Genomic DNA, 19,973 nt, shown 5'->3' on the forward strand with positions numbered 1-19,973 from the left:
ACCGTGAATTACGCCAGTGTGGATGACTTTGTATTGCGTGTAGGTGAGGTGCAAGCCATTGAATTGACCGACCGGGATTTGCTTGGTGAGGTGAATGAAAATTTACTTGAAGTCGCTTTGGCGGACAGCTCAAGCCAAATTGATGGTTATTTGGCTGCACGTTATACCCTGCCCCTTGTTACTGTTCCACAAAATCTAGTGCGACTTTGTTGTGATTTAGCACGCTATCGTTTAGCCAGTATGTCCGGTGTGAAAATCACCGATGAGATCATTGAACGCTATAAATTAAGCCTGAAAGAATTGCAGGATATTAGTTCGGGCAAGGTCTCACTGGGTTTGCCATTGGCAGATGAAGGGGCGGATAATCAAGACAGTGGCGTGATTTTTACTAATCCGAAAAACAGGATTTTTAGCCGTGATAACACAAATTGAACAAGCCTTAGTGGAGCGTTTACAGCGTGGATTAGGGCGATTAGTCAGTACAGTGAAAAGCTATGGCGGTGAGTTGGATGATGAAAGTCTTAGCACATCACGCTTACCAATTTGTTTAGTGACCTTTGGCGGGGCACGCATTGAACGCATGGGGACGAATGCTAAACGACACCAATCCACGGCTAATTTTGTGGTTATTGTCGCTGTCAATTCATTGCGAAGTAATCTTGCTGCCCGCCAAGGTGGCGTGGATAAGCGTGAGGTTGGGGTTAATCAGTTAATTACCGCCGTGCGCCGTTTATTGGACTCACAGACCTTAGGGCGATTAGTGAAACCATTAAAACCGACAAAAGTGCGTACGATTTTCAACAACGCTACCTTTAAAGGCGGGGCTATTACCGCTTATGCGATTGAGTATGAAGCGGTTTATGACGATTTAGCCCCCCTTGAAGACGGCTTGTTTCCGGAAGCGACCCGTGATGTTGAAAATCCTGATTATGTGTTTACCCGGTATCAGGGCGAACATTCAGAACCTGACCCAATGTTAGAACGCATTGGGGGCAATATTTATGATCCGACAAATGGCGCAAGCGTGCCGTTTGAGGTGGAGACAAAACATGAAAGTTAAAGCAAAAGCCGGCATTAAAGTGCCGATGGAAAATCAACCTTATATCTATATTGAACAGGCGGTCGTTGAGGTTGAGCCGACAGTATATTACCAACGCCGCATTCAGGACGGTGATTTAATTGTGGTGAGTGAAGCTCGCTCACGTAAACAGGAGAAAAACAATGGCTGAAACTAACATTGAATTTGACAATATCCCTTCCAGTCTTCGCTTACCGGGTGTTTATACAGAGTATAACGCCCGCAATGCGGTTAGCACATTACCGACTAATGAGCAAAACGTATTGATTGTTGCACCAATGTTAGATGGGGATAACGCTTTTAGTGCGCCAACGCCGATTTATTCGGACTTAGATGCTAAAACCGCCTTTGGTGCAGGTTCTTGGGCACATTTAATGGCTCGTTTGGCAATCAAAAACAATGCCATGATTCGTTTAACGGCAATTGGTCTGAAAGATAATGAGGCGGGTGTTGCCGCTACCGGTTCTATTGCATTAAGTGGTACATCGACCAGTGCAGGCGTGTTAAAAGTGGTGATTGGCGGCGTGGATTATGCGGTTGCTATTAGCAAAGCCGAAACCGCAGAGCATGTTGCAAGCCGCTTAAATGCCGTGATTAATGCCGGTGAATATTGTCCGGTAACTGCAACGGTTGAAGAAGGTACGATTAGCCTTACCGCAAAATGTAAAGGTGAAATCGGAAATGAAATTGAAGTGACGGCTAATATCACCGCCGCTGATATGGCAGTGAGTGTAACAATCCTTGCCAACGGTGCGGAAAATGCGGATTTATCGGCCGCACTTGCGAGTGTTGCCGGGGAACATTATCACGTGATTATCTCCCCTTTTGCTGACGATAAAAATGCCAAAGCCTTACTTGAGCATTTAGATGCCGTGGCAAGCCCAACGGAGAAAAAACCGGGTGTAGGTGTGCTAGGTTGGCGTGGGTCAATGGCGAGTGGTACAACCTATGCCGAAAAAATCAACGATGAGCGTGTGACCGTAGGTTGGTATAAAGGTGCTGTGGAATCTAATGCGTTAATTGCTGCAGGATTTGGAGCGATTATTGCAGGTCAAGAAGACCCGGCAAAACCACTCAATACACTTGAAATTAAAGGTTTAACGCCGGTGAGTGCCACACAAACACCACTTAAAACGGAAGTGAACCAAGCCTTATTCCACGGTTTAACACCGATTATGGTGGTGAATAACCGAGTACAAATTGTGCGTGCGATTACTACTTACACCAAATCCCCGGCGAATGTGGATGATCCGTCATGGCTTGATTTAACCACTATTCGTACTTTGGATTACACTCGCAAAGCCATTGAACAGCGTATTGCGTTACGCTTCCCTCAATCAAAATTATCTAATCGCACCCCACCAAAAGTGCGGTCGGAAATTTTGGATGTACTTTACCGCTTAGAGCAGGAAGAAATTTTAGAAAACGTGGATGCCAACAAGGACAAATTGCTTGTGGTGCGCAATGCAAAAGACCCTAATCGTTTAGATACGGTCATTCCGGCTGATGTGGTAAATGGCTTGCATGTAGTGGCAAACCGCATTGATTTAATTTTATAGGAGGCGTAGATGTCTGAAAAATATGCAGGTTCTGCAGTGCTTGAAGTTCATGGTGTGGAAATTGAAATTCAGGATTTGAGTGTTACTAAACAAACCGGGCGTAAATTGGTAAAAACCATGAACTCGGAAGGCCGAGCCCGTGGTTTTGCCAAAGGGATTGCGACGTGGGAGATTTCACTGACTGCGGCAATGCCAATTGACGGCTCGGAAATTGATTGGGCGGGAATTAGTGATGCCAAAATCACGATTTATCCACTTAACCAAGAGGATAAACGCACCTCTTACTTGGGTTGTTTTACTACCCAAGTGGGAGAGAAATACACTGTGGACAATGAAGCGGTGATTGATATCCAAATGAATGCGTTGAAAGAGGTGAAAGAATAATGCGTTTATTATTTGGCCTCCCCTTTAATGACCAACGTCATTTTGACTTTGAGGTAAATCTCCTTACTTTGGGCGGTGAATGTGCCGCCCTTGAGAAAATTGCCGAGTTGGGTTTGGATAGTAAAGAAAAACTCAATAAAGCCGAGCAGATGTTAGTGGATTTGGCGTATTTATCCGAGCAATTTAAGGTGTTAGGCATACCGAAAGATACGCTCACACCGCAATTTTTGCTGAATAACCTTGCCACTGATGATTATGTGTTGATCACACAAGCCATTGCGGAGTTGCGAAAAAAGCACATCGACGCTGGGGAAAGCCTGAACAAGCCAAACACCGAATAAAACAACGCCACGGCTTGTTTGAAGCTGAAAAAAATTACCGAAGTGCGGTGATTTTATTGGCGAAATTCGGATTTACTGCACAAGAGGTTCGGGCGATGTGTCATGCGGAAGTTGCCGCTTGGATAGCAAGTTGGCAGTCATCGCAAGGGATAAAAGTGCAGGCAGAAAAAGGCAACACGGTGCATTACAACCTTATGCGTCGTAAAAATAAGGGGGCATAAGCCCCTTTTTTTGTGGATTTAAAATGAGTTTAAAAAGGGTTTAAACATGGCACAAATGACATTGGCGTTGGCATTAAAAGCACAAGATTATGCCAGCCGTGTGATTAATCAAATGCGTGGTAATGTCAATAAAATGGCTGATGAGCAACAACGCCATGCTCAACGGACTGCGCAAGTAACACAAAAAAGCTATCAGAGTGTGCAAGAGGCAATGCGTGCACGAGAACGCTTGGGGATTCGTAGTGAGAATGCGATTCAAGCAGAAATCGCACAAACCATTGCAAGTTACAATAAATTGAAAGCCAGTGGTGTGCTTTCTGCACGAGCCCTCGCCCGTGAAGCTGAGGCAACAAAACGTAAAATCGCCTCGTTGAATGCGGAAATGGGCAAAACCACTATGGGGCAACGGCTAGGTAATATTGGGCGAGGCATGGCAAGTATTGGTGCGGGTGCAATGGCAGGCGCAATGGTGATGGCTCAACCGATGAAAAAAGAGATGGATTATGACCGTCGCCTCGCCATGGTATCTAATACTGCCTTTTCAGATCGTGATGTAGCAGGACGAATTGCAGGCAAAAAAGAATTACATCAAGCCGTACAACGTGCGGTTGAAACTGGCGGGGGTACGAAAGAAGACGCTTTGGGGGCATTAGATACGATGCTTGCCTCCGGTGCAGTGAAATCAGATACGGCCATGAAATTATTACCTACTTTACAAAAGGCGGCGGTGGCGACCGGTGCTGATACGAATGATTTGGCGAAAATTGCGATTTCCTCAATGCAGCAATTTGGTATCAGTGAAGATCAGATTGGTGCGGTATTGGATAAAGCCGTTGCCGCCGGACAAGCCGGTAACTTTGAGCTTTCCGATATGGCTCGTTGGCTACCACAACAAATGGCCGCAGCAAAATCCGCCGGGCTTTCGGGTATGGAAGGGTTTGAAGCGTTATTAGTGGCCAACCAACAAGCCCGTGTAACAGCAGGGACAAGTGATGAGGCGGGAAATAACCTTGTTAATTTACTGGCAAAAATTACTTCAAAAGAAACTAACGAACGTTTCCAAAAACTCAAGATTAAAGGCAAAGACGGTAAAACCCACGGTATTGATTTTATTAAGTCAATGGAAAATGAAAAGAAACAGGGCAAAAACTCACTTGAAGCCTTTAGTTCCATTATGGATATGGTGGTAGGTGAAGATGACCGTTACAAATCCCTTCAAGCAAAATTAAAAACCGCCAAAAAAGAAGAACAGAAAGCCTTGTTGGAGCAAATGACAAACTTGGTGGAAGGGACGGCTATCGGGCAAATTATTTCTGACCGACAAGCACTGATGGCATTACTTGGTATTCGTAACAATGTGCAGTTAGGTTCAGAGGTAAAGAAAGAAGTGGGTAATGCAGAGGGGGCGGTGGATACATCTCATGCAGTTATACAAGACACTAACAGTGCAAAAGTTGAAAATGCGAAAAATGCCTTAGAGTTTGCGCAAATGGAAGGCATGAAAGGCTTTAATAATGCATTAGGAGAGGCTGCAACCAAGATTGCCGAATATGCAAAAACCTATCCGGATTTAACGGCCACTTTAACCACCGCCGGTACGGTGATCACCGCATTAAGTACAGCGGCGATTGCAGCAAGTGGTGCATTGGCATTATTAGGAGCAAAGCGTAGTGGTATTGGACTTGGTGATGTAGCAGATCTTGCCAGTGATTTTGGTAAAGGGGGAAAAACTAAAGGCCTTTTTAAAGGAAAACCTAGTTTAGGAAATCTTGCTAAAAACTTTATTTCAACTGGGGCTATTGTTGGAACAGGTTTGATGATTGCCGCTGATCAACGCCCCATTGAGGAAGCCAAAGCTGAAGAAAAGGCAGAAAGGAAAACCGCACAAGAGAAAGCCTTAGAAAACCAATTTTATGCGAAAGCCTATGGCGGGGATAAAAAACAGACCTTTCAATACAATCCGTCGACAACCGGTTATAACAAAAACTCAATATGGACAACGGCCTCCCGTGCCGGTGAGGTGGCAGAATTAGCACGCAAAGATGAGATAGCGGCTTTGCGTGTTGAGCGAGGCACGTTAACACAAGCAGAATATCAAGCTCGCACACGTCAAAGTGCGACCAGAATGGCGGATATTCGCAATCAAGGGCAAGCTTATTCAGGCCTCGCTCACGCCGCCAATGACACGGATTCTGCCCTAAACCGCACCTTGAGCAATTTATCGGTGCTATCTAACTATCAAACGGATTTTCAGCAATTTGGGCAAACCATTAGTGATGGGCTTAAAACAGCGATTGAGAGCCAAAATTTCACCATTCAAAACCAAATTAAAGTGGATTTAGACGGACGGCTCGTGGCGGAACAAACGTCTGAATATCAATATCAAGATGTAAAACGTTGGGGGTAAATATGGGATGGACGAAGCCGATTCAGCGGGCCAGTTTCCGAGGTGTGCGTTTTGAAGTGCTTTCTGTGGATGATGATTTTTACCGTTCCACCATTGAGCACGCCTACCCATTTGTTAATGGGGCGGATGTAGAAGATTTGGGGTTAAACCCATTGACCGTGCGAATGCAAGCGATCTTTTATGGTGATGGCTATTACACAGATTTTAAACGTTTTTTAAGTGTACTTGAAAAACAAGGAGCGGCCACGCTAGTACACCCGATTCGAGGTCGTTTGCAAAATATGATTTGCACCGGGGCAAATTTCCGCCATGAAGCCGATATGATTGACTATGTAGCATTAGATTTGACCTTTATCGAATCCACACCGGCTAAACCTATTTTTATCTTTAATCATTCCCTGCTGGCGAAAATTGATACCTTGCTCTCGGAATTAGAGGACTTTACCGATGATGTAATGACACTCTACGGCGAATTTTTAGAGATTGTCGCTTTTGGAGCTAATGTGAAATCTCGGTTGCAAGGTGTTTATGGGGCAATATTCGGTTGTTTTGAGCAGATTCGTCATTTATTTGATTTTGATAAAACCCGTTATGCGGTATCACCGGTCGTCACAAAAGAAAACTTTAAGGCTAAAGCAACTCGTTCAGTGCGTGATTTAGTACTGATGATTGATAGTGGATTGCATCAAATTGCGACACGACAAGAGTTAACGACAAAAGCGAAATTTGATGAGGTAATTCGCACCATTCGCCAGATTAAAACCATTCCTGTTGATTTAGTCAGCGGTAAAAATATTAAATCGGCGAAAGAACAAGCTACATTGAAGTCTTTAACCACATCATTTTCAAAGGCCGATACGGAATCGGTACATTTAGTGATGCAATTAGCTGTAAGTTCAGTTTTGTTGCGCATTGCCACAGAACTCATGGAAGACGATGAATTATTGCCACAAGATATTGATTACATCACCACGAAAGTGCGGTCACAAATTGTAGAGAATTTGCAATTACTGCGTGCGCAAACAGATAAAGAGCATAAAGGTGAACGTATTGTGGTACTCACTACACCCAATACCGGGTTTTATACGGCTGCAAATAAGACCGCAGAGCAATTACGCAATAAAGTCCATCAATTCACCGAGCTTGCTATTGCGGCGATTAATCGCAAACCGCCTTTAATGGTGAGAGAAGCGCCAATAAACGGCACAATACAACAGATTGCCCACGAGTTTTATGGCGATTATAAACGTGCTGATGAATTATTGCGGTTAAACCCGCAAATCCGTTATCCAAATTTGATTGAGCGTGGGGAGTGGCTGAATAGTTATGTCAAATAATTACCCTTATCACAATGATGTAGTGGTTGAAATAGACGGCAAAGCCCATAACAGCTGGAAAAGCTATGATATTGATAGTGACTTTTTGATTCCTGCCGATGCCTTTAGTTTTGATTTAGGCGTGCCGTCAAATAGCACGGTGCTACCGGATTTTTCAGGGAGCGAAGTGAAAGTAAAAATTAATGGTGAATTGGTGATGACCGGCATTGTCGATACAACACAACACGCTATTAGTAAGACGTCTCGTAGCTATCGTTTAAATGGTCGTGATCGGGCGAGCATTTTGGTTGATTGTTCGGCTCCTATCACTAATGTGAAAGGCATGACGGTATTAGATGCCGTGAAGAAAATTGTTGAGCCGCTTGGCATTAAACAGGTACAACTCAAAGCAGAAAACAACCCTACCTTGGATAAAGTGGATATTGAAGTGGGCGAAACGGCTTGGAATGCGGCAATGCGTTGTGCCAATTCTGCCGGGTTGCATATTTGGTTTGAGCCAAATGGCGTGTTAATTGTGGGCGGAGCCGATTATAGCAAGCCACCGGTAGCGACATTGTGTTGCATGAAAGACGGTAAGCGTAATAATTTTGAACAAGCCAATTTAACCTTTGATGTTTCCAATCGTTTCAGCGAGGTGACATTTTTAGCGCAGAGCCACGGCAAGCAAGGCACGGATAACAAAAATGACTTGAAATGGATCTATCAAGATGCGGAAATGACGACTTATAAGCCGAAAACCGTGGTGGTGTCTGATGTTGATAATTTAGAAGCCTTAAAAAAATGGGCGAAAAAGTATATTTCAGACAGTCAGTTAGAGGGATTTACCCTCACTATTGTTGTCCCCGATCATAAAATGCAAGATGGGACATTGTGGCAACCGGGACAACGAGTACATATCATCTGTGAAGAATATGACATTGATGCCATCTTTTTCTTGATGGGGCGGCGTTTTAGCTTAAGTCGCCATAATGGCACACAAACCGAGCTACGGTTTAAGCAAGATGGTATATGGACACCGGATGCTTATGAGGCAAAAGCGGAAAAAGCCCGTAAACGTAAAGGCAAAAAAGGCAAGAAGAAAAAATCAGAGGGCGATTTGATTGCAACTGATGGAAAAGGAGGCTGGGCAAAATGAGACGATTAACCCAAGCTATTCAGCAAAGAACACAGAATGCCATCAGTGATATTCGCCAAGCCTTTCGTGGTGTGTTGAATTTAGTTAAAAGTGCGGACAATATTCAGAAAGTGCAAGTATCCGGTCTTGCGGATGAAACATTGCAAGATGTGGAGCTGATGCAACATTTTGGTTTTACGTCCGTACCGCCGGCTAACACGCAAGCGGTGATTTTACCCATGGGCGGCCAAACCAGCCATGGCATTGTGATTGCCACTGAAAATGGAGCTTTCCGGGTAAAAAGTCTGCAAGGTGGCGAGGTGGCAGTGTATGATGAAAGTGGCTCAAGCATTATCCTGAAAAAAGGACGACTCATTGAAATTGATTGTGATGTGTTAAAAATTAAAGCGACAAGTAAGGTAGATATTTCAAGTCCGCTTGTGGAAACGGATCAGGTATTTACTGCACAGGGACAAATCAATGGCAATGGAGGGATGGCCGTGCAAGGTGGCAGTGGTGCTAGTTTCACCGGCAATGTTGAACAAAAGGATGGTAATTTTACCACGAGCGGTGATGTAAAAGCCGGTTCGGTATCCTTAAAAGATCATAAACATCCCGGTGATAGCGGCGGTATGACCGATAAACCTCAATAACACCTTAAAAAGGCGGTGTGGAACTCCCTCACCACCTTTTTTGTATTCCCATCTTTTAATCTGTCGTCATGGACAGAGAGATCAGCCCGCTTACTGGGGACTATACCAATAAACAAATCAGTACGCTACAAAACGCAGCGTATATCAGGTTGACTACGCCTTTAGGCTCTTGGTGGGCAGATGGGCGTGTAGGCTCTCTGCTCCACCTTATTCCAAGAGAAAAAGATTTATCCCGTGTGGGGTTGATTGCCCAACAATATGCCGAAGAAGCTTTGCAGCCTTTGATTGATGACGGGCGTGCAGAAGAAATTATTGTTAACCATACTCAACCTCATGACGGGAAAGTGATTCTTGATATTTCCATTCGTGATAACCGGGGCGATACCTATCATTTTAAACACCCCGTAAGCGTGATTTAAATGGGGTTTAAACAATGTTTATCGTACCGAGTTTAGATGATATTCGTCAGGCCATTTTGCGTGATGTGAAATCACTTGAGCCACAAGCTGATGTGAGTGAGGACAGTGATTATTATGTTCGTGCAAGTAGTCTTGCTGCTGTGGCAGAAAACATTTATGCCCATCAAAAATGGATCATCAAACAATTTTTTCCCGATACCGCTGATACTGAATTTCTTGAAAAACACGCAGGCTTGCGTGGGATTCGGCGTAGAAACGCCACCTATGCAAGCGGGCGTGGTGCAACTATCATCGGTCAACCTGATGCCGTCATTAAAGCCGGGTTACAAATCAAAACAGAAGATAACCGTTTTTATGAAACCACAGAAAGTGCGGTCATTTCCCAAGAAGGTTTTATTGTTGTACCGGTGCGTAGCCTTGCCACAGGCGCTAATCAAAATATTAACCACGCAACGCCGGCCAGCTTTATGGCAGCACCCGTCGGGGTACAAACCGATTTGACCTTAAATGAGGTGATTGGGGCAACAGACGCAGAATCCGATGCCTCTTTGCTCGACCGTTTACTTGAGATTATTCGTCGTCCACCTGCGGGTGGCAATCGCTATGATTATCGCACATGGGCGTTATCAGTAGATGGCGTGGATGCCGCTTATGTCTATCCCTTACGCCGAGGCTTAGGCACGGTAGATATTGCGATCACCTCTAACAATAACATCCCTAGTGATGAAACGGTACAGCGTTGCCAAGAATATATTGATGATGTGCGCCCGGTGACGACAAAAGAAAGCAAAGTGGTGAAACCGGATGTCACGAAAGTCAATTTTACGATTCAGGTGAAAACAACGGGAGTGACATTAGAGGAAATCAAAACGGCTGTTTCGACCGCCCTTGCTGATTATTTTAATACGCTTATCCCCGGTGATGATTTGATTGTGTCGCAATGTGAAGCCGTGGTGAATAATCTTATTGGTGTAGTTGACCGTAAATTTACAACTCCGACAACAAACCGTAAGGCAGATGTCGTCAATAAAATTGAGTGGTTTAGGCTCGGAACAATCACTGTGACGGAGATGGAATAATGCAAGTTGAGCATAAAAAAGTGCTTTCGCAGCTCTATCCCCCAGTGTCCTATAACGTTAATGGTGAACGCTTTTTAGCGCAATGTGAAGTGGACGGCAACGCATTTGACCGCTTGCAACAAAGTGCTATTGAAATGCTAGGTGTTATTGAGCCTGCTACCTCAAATTCAATGCTCGCCGATTGGGAAAGGCTATGCGGGATTAAAACCGATTTTTCTAAAAACTATCAAGAGCGGGTTAAGCTGGTCATCGTCCAACTTAACGCCGTGGGTGGTTTGTCTATTCCTTATTTTAAGCATATTGCAGAAAGCATTGGCTATCAAATTGAAATTAAAGAATTTTCCCCGTTACAAAATGATTTACCTAATCCCGGTGATATTGTTCAGTTTCGTAATGAACCTAACGAAAACCTGATTTTTATGTGGCGGGTGGAGGTGTTAAACGGTGATGACAATATTGTGTATTTCCGTGCCGGTCAGTCATTTGCCGGTAATCATTTGGTTGAGTTTGGTGACCCTATCATTGAAGAATTTTTCAAAGATTTAAAACCGGCTCACACTTATTGCTACTTTGCTTATAGAGATAACTAAGATGAAGACTTTATTACCTGAAATTAATTCTGCCGACAAGCGTTTCCATAACGGTAATCCGGCAACGGGTGAACAAGGCACTCGTGTGACCGATACTTGGCTTAATGATGTACAAGATCGTATTCGTGATATACAAGAAGAAGCGCATTATGTGTTGCAACAGGCAGGATTTACCCCTAAAGCGGAAACGAAAACACAACTCTATCAAGCGATTGTGAAAATCATTGAGGATAATCGACAATCAGCTACAACCAAAAAATCAGGTATCGTACAGCTTAACTCCGCTACAAACAGCACGTCAGAAACCGAGGCGGCAACGCCAAAAGCCGTGAAAACTGCTTATGACAAGGGTGTTGATGCACTCAATAAAGCCAACGAAGTAGATAGCGCCACTCTCAAAAAAACAGGCAATCAAACCTTAAATGGTTATTTAAAAACCACCTATTCATCAAGTAGAGGTTGGGCTGGATATCAATTTGATGCCGCTCATGGTGTATGGCAACTTGAAGTTAATCCTGCTGCCGATACTGCGGGCAATCGCCGATTTAATATGAAATGGATGCCCAATAGCGGCACATCTGTTTATCTATCATTCCCTCATATTGGTGATAAAGGGGATATAGTCGCATATCAAAGTTGGGTAAATAACCTATTAAATGAGTTTAAAAAAGGCAATGATTACATCAAACGCATTGGAAACAACCACAACATCCAGTTACGCTGGAATGGCAATGGAAACCTTGATTTAAAAATTGATAACACTGAATTAGGCCAACTCCATTACACCAATCAACGATATGTAAGTGTGACAGCAAATGATGGCGCATATGCAGGCTTACATATCCAACGGAAAGGCTCATCAGGTAACTATTGGGCAAGAGCCGAGGCGCTCCCTGATAGACGATGGAAATTTGTCACCGAAGGTGGTGCAAGTGTCTTTATGAAAAATAAATCCGGCACGGTGGCATTGGTTGAAGATTTTACTCAAAATTTATCAGCTAACGGATGGACTAAATTACCTAACGGTTTATTAATTCAGTGGGCAAGTGGAAAAGGTAGCACTAAAAATAATTTCCCAATTGCGTTTAGACAAGTGTTTTCAGTGGCGGCATCACAAACGTGTAATGGAGATGCTAATTACGATGTAGATATTTTTTACACCAACACCCAATTTTGGGGTCGCTATCAGACCGCTTACCGAGTGATTGCAATAGGCATTTAAGGATTTAATTATGATTTTTTATTCACCAAAAACAAAAGGGTTTTATGTATCTGAAATCCATGGCGATGATATACCCAGCGATAAGATTGAGATTCCGGCTGGTGAATATCAGGCTTTATTAGATGGTCAAGAACAAGGTTGGCAAATTACTGAAAATGAGAAAGGAAAACCAATATTGGCTGTGCCTGCGCCGAGTAAATATCACAACCTAAAAAACGGAAAGTGGGAAATCACACCGGAAAAACTAACCGTACTTTTGAACGAACAACGAGCTTTGATGTGGGAAAAAATCAAGCAGAAACGCTATGACAACCTAAGAGGTGGCGTGTATGTAAAATCTATCGGCAAGTGGTTTCACAGCAACGACGAAAGCCGTCAGCAATACACCTTTTTACGCACATTAGACGCACTACCGCCGAATTTGATGTGGAAAACCATGGATAACAGCTTTGTGGAAGTCACTAAAGCGATTTTAGATGAGCTGTCATTGCAAATGATTTTAGACGAGCAGGTGGATTTTATGAATGCGGAACGGCATAAAGCCCTTATGGAACAAGCGGAAAATCCACTTGAGTATGATTTTAGTTCAGGTTGGGTGAAAACATTTGCGGAGGCAGGCAATGAATAAGGTTTATTTGGCATTTTATAAACACAAACGTTCATGGCGTAAAGAGCCGTTTAAGGCGCTTGCCGATGCGGTCACCCGCTTTTTTACAAAGGGCATTTACAGCCACTGCGAAATCGCTGTGCAACGCACCGAATTTACTCACGGCCATCATTATGAGCATCAAACCGTGTGGGATTGCTACTCATCATCAGTCCAAGACGGCGGTGTCCGCCTAAAACAGATTGATGTGAGCGATAGCACCAAATGGGATTTAATCCCACTCAATAATGTCACCGAGGAGCAAATCAAAGCCTATTTTGACCGCACTTCGGGCGCAAAATATGACTGGTGGGGTGCAATTGGTATTGCGTTAGGCATCAAGCAAAAAAGGAGTAAATATTTTTGCTCGGAATGGTGTTTTAACGCACTCAAAAATAGCGAAGAGGGTTGGCGTTTTAGCCCGAATCAGTTGGCGGCGATGTATCAAGGAGGCAAGCATGCCGGAAAAACATGATATTGCCCTTTATCGGGGGGATGATACAGAGATAACCGTATCCATCACCGATGATGACGGGGCGGCATTGCCATTAGAGGGCTTGCGGGCAGATTTGCACGCTCTCGCTAATCGTGAGGTGGTGTTGCGGTTATCAACCGATGATGGCTCTATCAGCATCGAAAATAACGACATCACCTTGCATTTTAATCACGATTTAACCGCACAGGCCAAGTGGAAATCGGCTAAGTACGATTTACAAATTACCGATGCACAAGGCAAGGTCAAAACCTTATTGGCAGGCACTATCACCCTGACAGCGGACATCACCAAAATCTAGGAGCACATTATGCGTAAGATGTGCGTGCAGGTAAAACAATCCAACAATCAAAACATCACTATCAAGCCAAAATCAACACCCAAAGTTGAGGTAAAAATCAACGCCACCGAAATCACAAAGTGTGATGAGGTAGATTTGACACCCTTACCAGACTTTGTTGAACATTGGTTACATCATGGGTAAAAGAGGTAAAAATGTTAGAAAAAAATCCAATCTTTATTGCACTAAAAAAAATTGCTACCGATGTTTTTAGTGTTAAGCAAAAAATCGGAGCAACCACCGAACTTAGTACCATCAACAAAACTGTCGTTGGAGCTATCAACGAGATTGCAAGTCGACCGACTGCCACAAGTGGCATCACCGAAGAACAGGCTCGAAACATTGCTAAAGCGGAAGTGTCTGCATTGGTTGATGGAGCGGATACCGCTTTGGACACCTTTGCGGAAGTAGGTGAACGGCTTAAATCCGGTGAGAGTGCGGCAACGGCATTACTGACCGAAGTGTCAGTAGTCAAAACAAGGCTCACCACATTGGAAACGGCCAATAGCGGCTTTGAAGAGCTACCAAAGGTGATTGAGCGTATCTTAAGTACGGGGGCTTAATGTGTATCAATCTATTTTAGATGCGCTAAAAAAAATTGCGTTAGAGGTCTACCGCCTCAAAGCGCAACAATCTAATGGCACAACCGGGGCAACGGCTACGCCACGACATAGGCCTTGTGCCTTTGCAGTGGATAGACAAGCCTCTACCTGTGTTATCCATTTTGATAATGGATGCACCTTACCCATACCGCCCACTTACTCCCGAATCTATCCCTACTCACCTCACAAAGGCGAGCCTTATGGGGCAGCGGCGGGTTCACCGAGTGAGTATGACCCGATTTTAACTATTTTATGGTTAAGCCGAGGGTTAATCACACTTTCGGATTTATCCGGGCTAAATGGGATATCTCGTTTTGTGGGAGTAGATTGGGTTGTACAAAACCCGGTTCAAGACCCGGCTCAATTTAACTGGTCTAGAGCAATGTTCAGCAATACCGACACCAGTGGCCCGTCGAAGCGGGGACAACCGTTTTTCTTACGGACATTGTATGCGTTGGGGATTGTCAATGAGCAGACCGCACTGGATTTAGGGGCGGTTAAGATTTAAAAAAGTGAAGACGGCGACACGGTAGGTGCGGTAACACCTGCCGTGCCAGCTACGCAAAGCTGCCTTGCATATAGCCATCTGCCGCCTGCCTCGCGAGGCGTGCGGATTTTAACAAAACCATTAAAAATGGGGAATGCTAATATGCAAAAACTAAAAGAAATCCGCTGTAAGTGCTGTAAAAAACTACTCGAACGAGCAGAAAATATACAACATTTAGAAATTAAATGTGTACGTTGTAAAACTTTAAATCAATTTAACAAGTAAGAGTATCGGAGCACCTTGAGTGCCGGAATGCCATAGGAGATTAACTATGGCAAATCAAAAAATCTTTAAACAAGCCCCTCTACCATTTGTCGGTCAAAAACGACAATTTCTAAAACATTTTGAGCAGGTCTTAAATGACAATATCCCCGGTAACGGTGATGGTTGGATAATTATTGATGCCTTTGGCGGGTCAGGGTTGCTAAGCCATACAGCAAAACAATTAAAACCTAAAGCTCATGTCATCTATAACGATTTTGACGGTTATGCAGAGCGATTAGCGCATATTGACGATATCAACGCATTACGCTCTCAACTTTATGCTACAGTTGATAACGCTACGCCAAAAAACAAGCGAATGACGAAGGAATGTAAGGCAAAATGCGTCAAAATCATTCAAGAGTTTGATGGATATAAAGACTTAAACAGCTTGGCAAGTTGGTTATTATTTAGCGGTAATCAGGTCAGCACACTTGATGAACTATTTAGTAAAGACTTTTGGCACTGCATTCGACAAAGTGATTATCCAAAGGCTAACGGCTATTTAGAGGGCGTAGAGGTAATTCGAGAGTCATTTCATACACTGCTTCCTAAGCATTCTGATAACCCGAAAGCGTTGTTTGTGTTAGATCCCCCTTACCTTTGTACGAAGCAAGAAAGCTACAAGCAAGCAAGATACTTTGACTTAGTTGATTTTCTTCGATTGATACATTTAACAAGACCGCCGTATTTGTTCTTCAGTAGCACTAAGTCCGAATTTATCAGGTTTATTGACGCAATGGTGAGTGATAAGTGGGATAATTGGCAGGCATTTGAGGAGTATCAACGTATTACATTACAGACAAATGCAAATTACAACGGCCGATACGAAGATAATATGGTTTATAAGTTTTAACCTTTAAAATTTAAACGCCCTTTAATGATGATTTAAAGGGCGTTTTTGGTTATTGTAATGGTCATTTATTTTGCATAAAAGTTGGAAGAGGCTTATGCAAAATAAAACCCTATTTTATGCAAAAATTTTGGCGAATTTATACAAACCTCGCCAATTCACATCACTATCCTCTATCCACAAACCAAAAAAACCGCTAAAAATGTCCGCGCTGCCATTGATTTCTTAGTGGAAAAATGGGCTATGGGATGGTAGAAATTATCTAAAAATCATTTTTAGACAAAACTGTTATCAATACAAAAGGAAGCGAATTGCTTCCTTTTTAAATTGTAGAAATAGAGATTTTTACAGCCATTTTTGAAGGCTGCTATTAAGCCGCTTTATGCAAACCCAGTGTGCCGTCATCTTCCATTTCTTTTGCAACACCCACGATTTCTGCAACTTTATCTCCTTCTTTAAAGAAGACAAAACCCCCGTTTTCCATTTTAGTCCAAGGCTCATCTTTGGTAAGGGGAAAGGTGGTAATGATGGTAACTTTATCGCCTTCTTTCGCATAATCATTAAAATCAATTACGCCATCATCATCAATGCGATGTGCCTTGCCAAAAGGGGCTTTACGGGTGAGATAATGTAAATTCGTTGAGCAATGGGCGATCATCCATTCGCCATTGGAAAGAATAAAATTGAAAGTTCCATGGGTGACAAGCTCCTTTGTTACCTCTTGAATAGCTTCGAAAATTTGCATTTCTGTCGGTTTTTTACGGAAACGGTTTTTCAAATATTCCGCCATATAACAAAAGGCGGCTTCGGAATCCGTCGAGCCGATAGGCTGGCAAAAACTTTCCGACATATCCGGTAAATCTTTTAAATTGCCATTATGAGCGAATACCCAATTCTCTCCCCAAATTTCACGGATAAAGGGATGGGTATTTTCAATATTCACTTCACCCTGTGTCGCCTTACGAATGTGGGCGATAACATTGAGAGATTTAATTTTATACTGTTTTACACAATCCGCTATAGGAGAAAGGGAAGCCGGACGATTATCACGAAAAATACGTACACCGCGCCCTTCAAAAAACGCAATCCCAAAACCGTCGGAATGACAATCGGTTAAACCTGCACGACGGCGAAAACCTTCAAAGGAAAATACAATATCCGTTGGAGTATTACAATTCATTCCGAGTAATTGACACATAAAATCCTTCTAAAAAACAATTCATTAAATAACCCTATAATGCGTGCAGATTTAACACCATTACAAGGTTAATTTCAAGAGAAGTGCGGTAAGATTTTTAGACAAAAATGTTACATAAAATAACGGGAAACTATTTATATAATTTATGGTACATTTTTCTTAATTCCGGCAACTCACCAATTTTTTCTTTGGCTTCGTTAAGTTTATTTTGGTTAGCGAGCTCTGCAGCCTCTTTTGCCACATCAATCACCTTTTGCAAGCCTTGTTGATAGCCCGAAAACTGCGATACATCGCCTTCCCATTTTGGCGGCTGTGTCACTTTAGATTTTTCTGCCGCCTCAATAAAGGCTGTCATATTCTGTTGAAATTCCTCAACAGAATTCGCCCGATTAGCAAAATTTAAACGTTGTGCCATCACCATCATTTCATCACGAAGATTAATATGCTCTGAAGCAAAAATTGAAGTGGTGAAAAGAGAGAAAATAAATAATGCGAAAAGTTTTTTCATAAAATATCCTGCACAATTTTTTAATACAGCAAAAAGCCGCTAAATTCCTTTAGCGGCTTTTTAGAATTTGGCTCCTCCTGCGGGACTCGAACCTGCGACATATGGATTAACAGTCCACCGTTCTACCGACTGAACTAAGGAGGAAATGGTGCCTCGAGGCGGAATCGAACCACCGACACGGGGATTTTCAATCCCCTGCTCTACCGACTGAGCTATCGAGGCGTTATCATTATCGGCTACTGCCTGACAACGGGGCGTATTAAACTATTTTTTTGTGTAGCGGTCAATAACTAAATTAAAAAAAAGTAAAAAAATAAGCGTGTTTGAATGGTTAATAATCAAAATGTCTATAAAAAAAACGAATTTTATAAACTTATACAAAAATAACCGCTCTTTTCTAATGGGATATGGACGAGAAAAGGTTAATCACCAACACGCCGGAAATAATCAGTGCAATCCCTATCATGCCCGCCGTGTCAATTTTCTGACCAAAAGCAAAATAGGCGACAATGGCTGTAAGCACAATGCCCACGCCAGACCAAACCGCATAAACTAATCCAACCTGCAACGATCGGAAAATAATCGAAAGAAAATAAAAGGAGATAACATAAAGTACTAACGAGCCAACGGTTGGTGTAATTTTGCTAAAACCATCACTGAGTTTTAATAAATTGGTTGCCGCAATTTCTAAGCAAATGGAAATTGCCAGTAAAATCCAAGGGTTCATCTTTTTTCCTTAAACAAAAAACCGTATAGAACAAAATTCTATACGGTTTTTGAAAATCAAACTAGAAAATTATAATGATGCTTGATCTACTGCTACACCCGCACCCATTGTGGTAGAAATGCTCACTTTCTTAATGAAGATACCTTTTGCCGTGGCTGGTTTTGCTTTTGTTAAAGCTGCCAATAATGCTTGAAGGTTTTCTTTTAATTGCTCTTCAGAGAAGTTTGCTTTACCGATTGTAGTGTGAATGATACCGTTTTTATCGTTACGATAACGGATCTGACCGGATTTTGCATTTTTCACCGCTTCAGCAACGTTTGGTGTTACCGTACCGACTTTAGGGTTTGGCATTAAGCCGCGCGGACCTAATACTTGACCTAATTGACCGACAACACGCATTGCATCAGGAGAAGCGATAACGACATCAAAGTTCATTTCACCTTTTTTGATTTGCTCTGCCAAATCTTCCATACCCACCAAGTCAGCACCCGCCGCTTTTGCAGCATCCGCATTTGCACCTTGAGTGAATACCGCTACGCGAACTTCACGACCTGTACCATGTGGTAATACGGTTGCGCCACGTACGTTTTGGTCTGATTTACGAGGATCGATACCTAAGTTTACTGCCACATCAACACTTTCAACGAATTTAGCTGTAGCAAATTGTTTTAATACGGCAATCGCTTCGTTGATTTCGTATGCTTTGGTAGAATCTACGCCAGCTTTGATTGCTTTCATTTTTTTAGTCAATTTAGCCATCGTATTATTCCTCCACCACTAAGCCCATCGAACGGGCAGTACCGGCAATTGATTTCATTTTAGTTTCGATAGTCGCACCAGTCATATCAGCCGCTTTGGTTTCAGCGATTTGACGGATTTGATCTAGCGTCACTTTACCCACTTTATCTTTATTCGGTTTACCGGAACCGGATTTGATACCCGCCGCTTTTTTCAATAAAACCGCAGCCGGTGGAGTTTTAGTAATAAATGTGAATGAACGGTCTGCATAAACAGTGATCACAACTGGAATCGGTAAGCCTTTTTCTAAGCTCTCGGTACGCGCATTGAATGCTTTACAGAATTCCATAATGTTCACACCTTGTTGACCTAACGCAGGACCAACCGGTGGTGATGGGTTTGCCATACCCGCTGCAACTTGCAACTTAACGTAGGCTTGGACTTTTTTTGCCATTTTAGTTTTCCTCTAATTGGGTGATAACGCTATAAATAGCTCCCCGATGATTTCGACACCGATCATAAAAGATTACGTGCCACACAAAAATATAAGCCGATAAACGGCTTATAAACAGGGTGCGGATTATATAAAAAGCCCGATGCTTTTTCAAGCAATTCATATGGACTCGTAAAGAAAATCCTCAAAAAATAACCGCACT

28 protein-coding genes and 2 tRNA genes are annotated in these 19,973 nt (G+C 42.9%); 23 read left to right on the top strand and 7 right to left on the bottom strand.

Annotation, left to right across the window (positions count from 1 at the left end; all coding sequences use genetic code 11):
* The first annotated feature begins 3 nt into the window (after positions 1-3).
* From BKK52_RS10665 to BKK52_RS10770, 23 genes are all read left to right on the top strand, one after another.
* Positions 4-432 carry a gp436 family protein gene (locus BKK52_RS10665; RefSeq protein ID WP_077478656.1) on the top strand — a complete coding sequence of 143 codons (429 nt, stop codon included), beginning with the start codon at positions 4-6 and terminating at the stop codon, positions 430-432.
* The gene (locus BKK52_RS10670) at positions 416-1,060 is read left to right on the top strand and encodes a DUF1834 family protein (RefSeq protein ID WP_077478657.1); all 645 of its coding nucleotides are present in this window, start codon (positions 416-418) and stop codon (positions 1,058-1,060) included. The genes BKK52_RS10665 and BKK52_RS10670 overlap by 17 nt, the downstream gene beginning before the upstream one ends.
* A complete protein-coding gene (locus BKK52_RS10675) occupies positions 1,050-1,229 on the top strand; it encodes a DUF2635 domain-containing protein (RefSeq protein WP_077478658.1) in 180 nt (59 codons plus the stop codon). The genes BKK52_RS10670 and BKK52_RS10675 overlap by 11 nt, the downstream gene beginning before the upstream one ends.
* On the top strand, positions 1,222-2,637 hold the full coding sequence (locus BKK52_RS10680) for a phage tail sheath subtilisin-like domain-containing protein (RefSeq protein ID WP_077478659.1): 1,416 nt from the start codon (positions 1,222-1,224) through the stop codon (positions 2,635-2,637). Before BKK52_RS10675 ends, BKK52_RS10680 begins: the two co-directional genes overlap by 8 nt.
* 9 nt (positions 2,638-2,646) lie before the next feature.
* The gene (locus BKK52_RS10685; RefSeq protein WP_077478660.1) at positions 2,647-3,021 is read left to right on the top strand and encodes a phage tail protein; all 375 of its coding nucleotides are present in this window, start codon (positions 2,647-2,649) and stop codon (positions 3,019-3,021) included.
* Positions 3,021-3,362 carry a hypothetical protein gene (locus BKK52_RS10690; RefSeq protein WP_077478661.1) on the top strand — a complete coding sequence of 114 codons (342 nt, stop codon included), beginning with the start codon at positions 3,021-3,023 and terminating at the stop codon, positions 3,360-3,362. Before BKK52_RS10685 ends, BKK52_RS10690 begins: the two co-directional genes overlap by 1 nt.
* Positions 3,363-3,376: 14 nt before the next feature.
* The gene (locus BKK52_RS10695; protein WP_077478662.1) at positions 3,377-3,583 is read left to right on the top strand and encodes a hypothetical protein; all 207 of its coding nucleotides are present in this window, start codon (positions 3,377-3,379) and stop codon (positions 3,581-3,583) included.
* 46 nt (positions 3,584-3,629) lie between these two features.
* Positions 3,630-5,990 carry a phage tail tape measure protein gene (locus tag BKK52_RS10700; protein ID WP_077478663.1) on the top strand — a complete coding sequence of 787 codons (2,361 nt, stop codon included), beginning with the start codon at positions 3,630-3,632 and terminating at the stop codon, positions 5,988-5,990.
* Positions 5,991-5,992: 2 nt separating this feature from the next.
* Entirely contained in the window at positions 5,993-7,327 is a 1,335-nt protein-coding gene (locus BKK52_RS10705) for a DNA circularization protein (protein WP_077478664.1), read from the top strand.
* Complete coding sequence (locus BKK52_RS10710; protein WP_077478665.1) at positions 7,317-8,462, top strand: phage baseplate assembly protein; 1,146 nt, start codon at positions 7,317-7,319, stop codon at positions 8,460-8,462. Before BKK52_RS10705 ends, BKK52_RS10710 begins: the two co-directional genes overlap by 11 nt.
* Positions 8,459-9,094: a phage baseplate assembly protein V gene (locus BKK52_RS10715; protein WP_077478666.1), complete on the top strand. Its 636-nt coding sequence runs from the start codon at positions 8,459-8,461 to the stop codon at positions 9,092-9,094. Before BKK52_RS10710 ends, BKK52_RS10715 begins: the two co-directional genes overlap by 4 nt.
* A gap of 68 nt (positions 9,095-9,162) precedes the next feature.
* Positions 9,163-9,513: a phage GP46 family protein gene (locus tag BKK52_RS10720; protein ID WP_077475282.1), complete on the top strand. Its 351-nt coding sequence runs from the start codon at positions 9,163-9,165 to the stop codon at positions 9,511-9,513.
* A gap of 14 nt (positions 9,514-9,527) precedes the next feature.
* Positions 9,528-10,592 carry a baseplate J/gp47 family protein gene (locus BKK52_RS10725; protein ID WP_077478667.1) on the top strand — a complete coding sequence of 355 codons (1,065 nt, stop codon included), beginning with the start codon at positions 9,528-9,530 and terminating at the stop codon, positions 10,590-10,592.
* A complete protein-coding gene (locus tag BKK52_RS10730) occupies positions 10,592-11,182 on the top strand; it encodes a YmfQ family protein (protein ID WP_077478668.1) in 591 nt (196 codons plus the stop codon). The genes BKK52_RS10725 and BKK52_RS10730 overlap by 1 nt, the downstream gene beginning before the upstream one ends.
* A gap of 1 nt (position 11,183) precedes the next feature.
* Positions 11,184-12,404, top strand: a complete 1,221-nt coding sequence (locus BKK52_RS14245) for a phage tail protein (RefSeq protein WP_077478669.1) — start codon at positions 11,184-11,186, stop codon at positions 12,402-12,404.
* Positions 12,405-12,414: 10 nt separating this feature from the next.
* Positions 12,415-13,032 carry a DUF4376 domain-containing protein gene (locus BKK52_RS10740; protein WP_077478670.1) on the top strand — a complete coding sequence of 206 codons (618 nt, stop codon included), beginning with the start codon at positions 12,415-12,417 and terminating at the stop codon, positions 13,030-13,032.
* The gene (locus BKK52_RS10745; RefSeq protein ID WP_077478671.1) at positions 13,025-13,525 is read left to right on the top strand and encodes an enoyl-CoA hydratase; all 501 of its coding nucleotides are present in this window, start codon (positions 13,025-13,027) and stop codon (positions 13,523-13,525) included. Before BKK52_RS10740 ends, BKK52_RS10745 begins: the two co-directional genes overlap by 8 nt.
* Complete coding sequence (locus BKK52_RS10750) at positions 13,509-13,844, top strand: hypothetical protein (protein ID WP_077478672.1); 336 nt, start codon at positions 13,509-13,511, stop codon at positions 13,842-13,844. The genes BKK52_RS10745 and BKK52_RS10750 overlap by 17 nt, the downstream gene beginning before the upstream one ends.
* A 9-nt stretch (positions 13,845-13,853) precedes the next feature.
* Positions 13,854-14,027, top strand: a complete 174-nt coding sequence (locus BKK52_RS13540; protein ID WP_158076046.1) for a hypothetical protein — start codon at positions 13,854-13,856, stop codon at positions 14,025-14,027.
* Between the two features lie 11 nt (positions 14,028-14,038).
* Positions 14,039-14,446, top strand: a complete 408-nt coding sequence (locus BKK52_RS10755; protein WP_077478673.1) for a hypothetical protein — start codon at positions 14,039-14,041, stop codon at positions 14,444-14,446.
* A gap of 1 nt (position 14,447) precedes the next feature.
* Positions 14,448-14,993, top strand: coding sequence for a hypothetical protein (locus BKK52_RS10760; RefSeq protein ID WP_077478674.1), 546 nt, complete (start codon positions 14,448-14,450; stop codon positions 14,991-14,993).
* A 141-nt stretch (positions 14,994-15,134) separates the two neighbouring features.
* Entirely contained in the window at positions 15,135-15,257 is a 123-nt protein-coding gene (locus BKK52_RS14250; RefSeq protein WP_077478677.1) for a Com family DNA-binding transcriptional regulator, read from the top strand.
* A gap of 46 nt (positions 15,258-15,303) precedes the next feature.
* A complete protein-coding gene (locus tag BKK52_RS10770) occupies positions 15,304-16,149 on the top strand; it encodes a DNA adenine methylase (RefSeq protein WP_077478675.1) in 846 nt (281 codons plus the stop codon).
* A gap of 367 nt (positions 16,150-16,516) precedes the next feature.
* Here BKK52_RS10770 and BKK52_RS10775 read toward each other — a convergent pair whose 3' ends face one another.
* The 7 genes from BKK52_RS10775 to rplK all read right to left on the bottom strand — a co-directional run bounded on the left by BKK52_RS10775 (position 16,517) and on the right by rplK (position 19,771).
* On the bottom strand, positions 16,517-17,344 hold the full coding sequence (locus BKK52_RS10775) for a class II glutamine amidotransferase (RefSeq protein ID WP_077419624.1): 828 nt from the start codon (positions 17,342-17,344) through the stop codon (positions 16,517-16,519).
* A gap of 130 nt (positions 17,345-17,474) precedes the next feature.
* Positions 17,475-17,852, bottom strand: a complete 378-nt coding sequence (locus BKK52_RS10780) for a cytochrome b562 (protein ID WP_077419625.1) — start codon at positions 17,850-17,852, stop codon at positions 17,475-17,477.
* A gap of 68 nt (positions 17,853-17,920) precedes the next feature.
* A tRNA-Asn gene (locus BKK52_RS10785) sits at positions 17,921-17,996 on the bottom strand.
* 2 nt (positions 17,997-17,998) lie between these two features.
* A tRNA-Phe gene (locus BKK52_RS10790) sits at positions 17,999-18,074 on the bottom strand.
* Positions 18,075-18,249: 175 nt separating this feature from the next.
* Positions 18,250-18,579: a DMT family transporter gene (locus BKK52_RS10795; RefSeq protein WP_077419626.1), complete on the bottom strand. Its 330-nt coding sequence runs from the start codon at positions 18,577-18,579 to the stop codon at positions 18,250-18,252.
* A 69-nt stretch (positions 18,580-18,648) separates the two neighbouring features.
* Positions 18,649-19,338, bottom strand: a complete 690-nt coding sequence (gene rplA / locus BKK52_RS10800) for a 50S ribosomal protein L1 (RefSeq protein WP_077419627.1) — start codon at positions 19,336-19,338, stop codon at positions 18,649-18,651.
* A gap of 4 nt (positions 19,339-19,342) precedes the next feature.
* Positions 19,343-19,771 carry a 50S ribosomal protein L11 gene (rplK, locus tag BKK52_RS10805; RefSeq protein WP_007241834.1) on the bottom strand — a complete coding sequence of 143 codons (429 nt, stop codon included), beginning with the start codon at positions 19,769-19,771 and terminating at the stop codon, positions 19,343-19,345.
* Positions 19,772-19,973 lie beyond the last annotated feature (202 nt).

The sequence above is a fragment of the Rodentibacter trehalosifermentans genome, from assembly GCF_002000545.1.
In the GTDB taxonomy this organism is placed as follows: Bacteria; Pseudomonadota; Gammaproteobacteria; order Enterobacterales; family Pasteurellaceae; genus Rodentibacter; species Rodentibacter trehalosifermentans.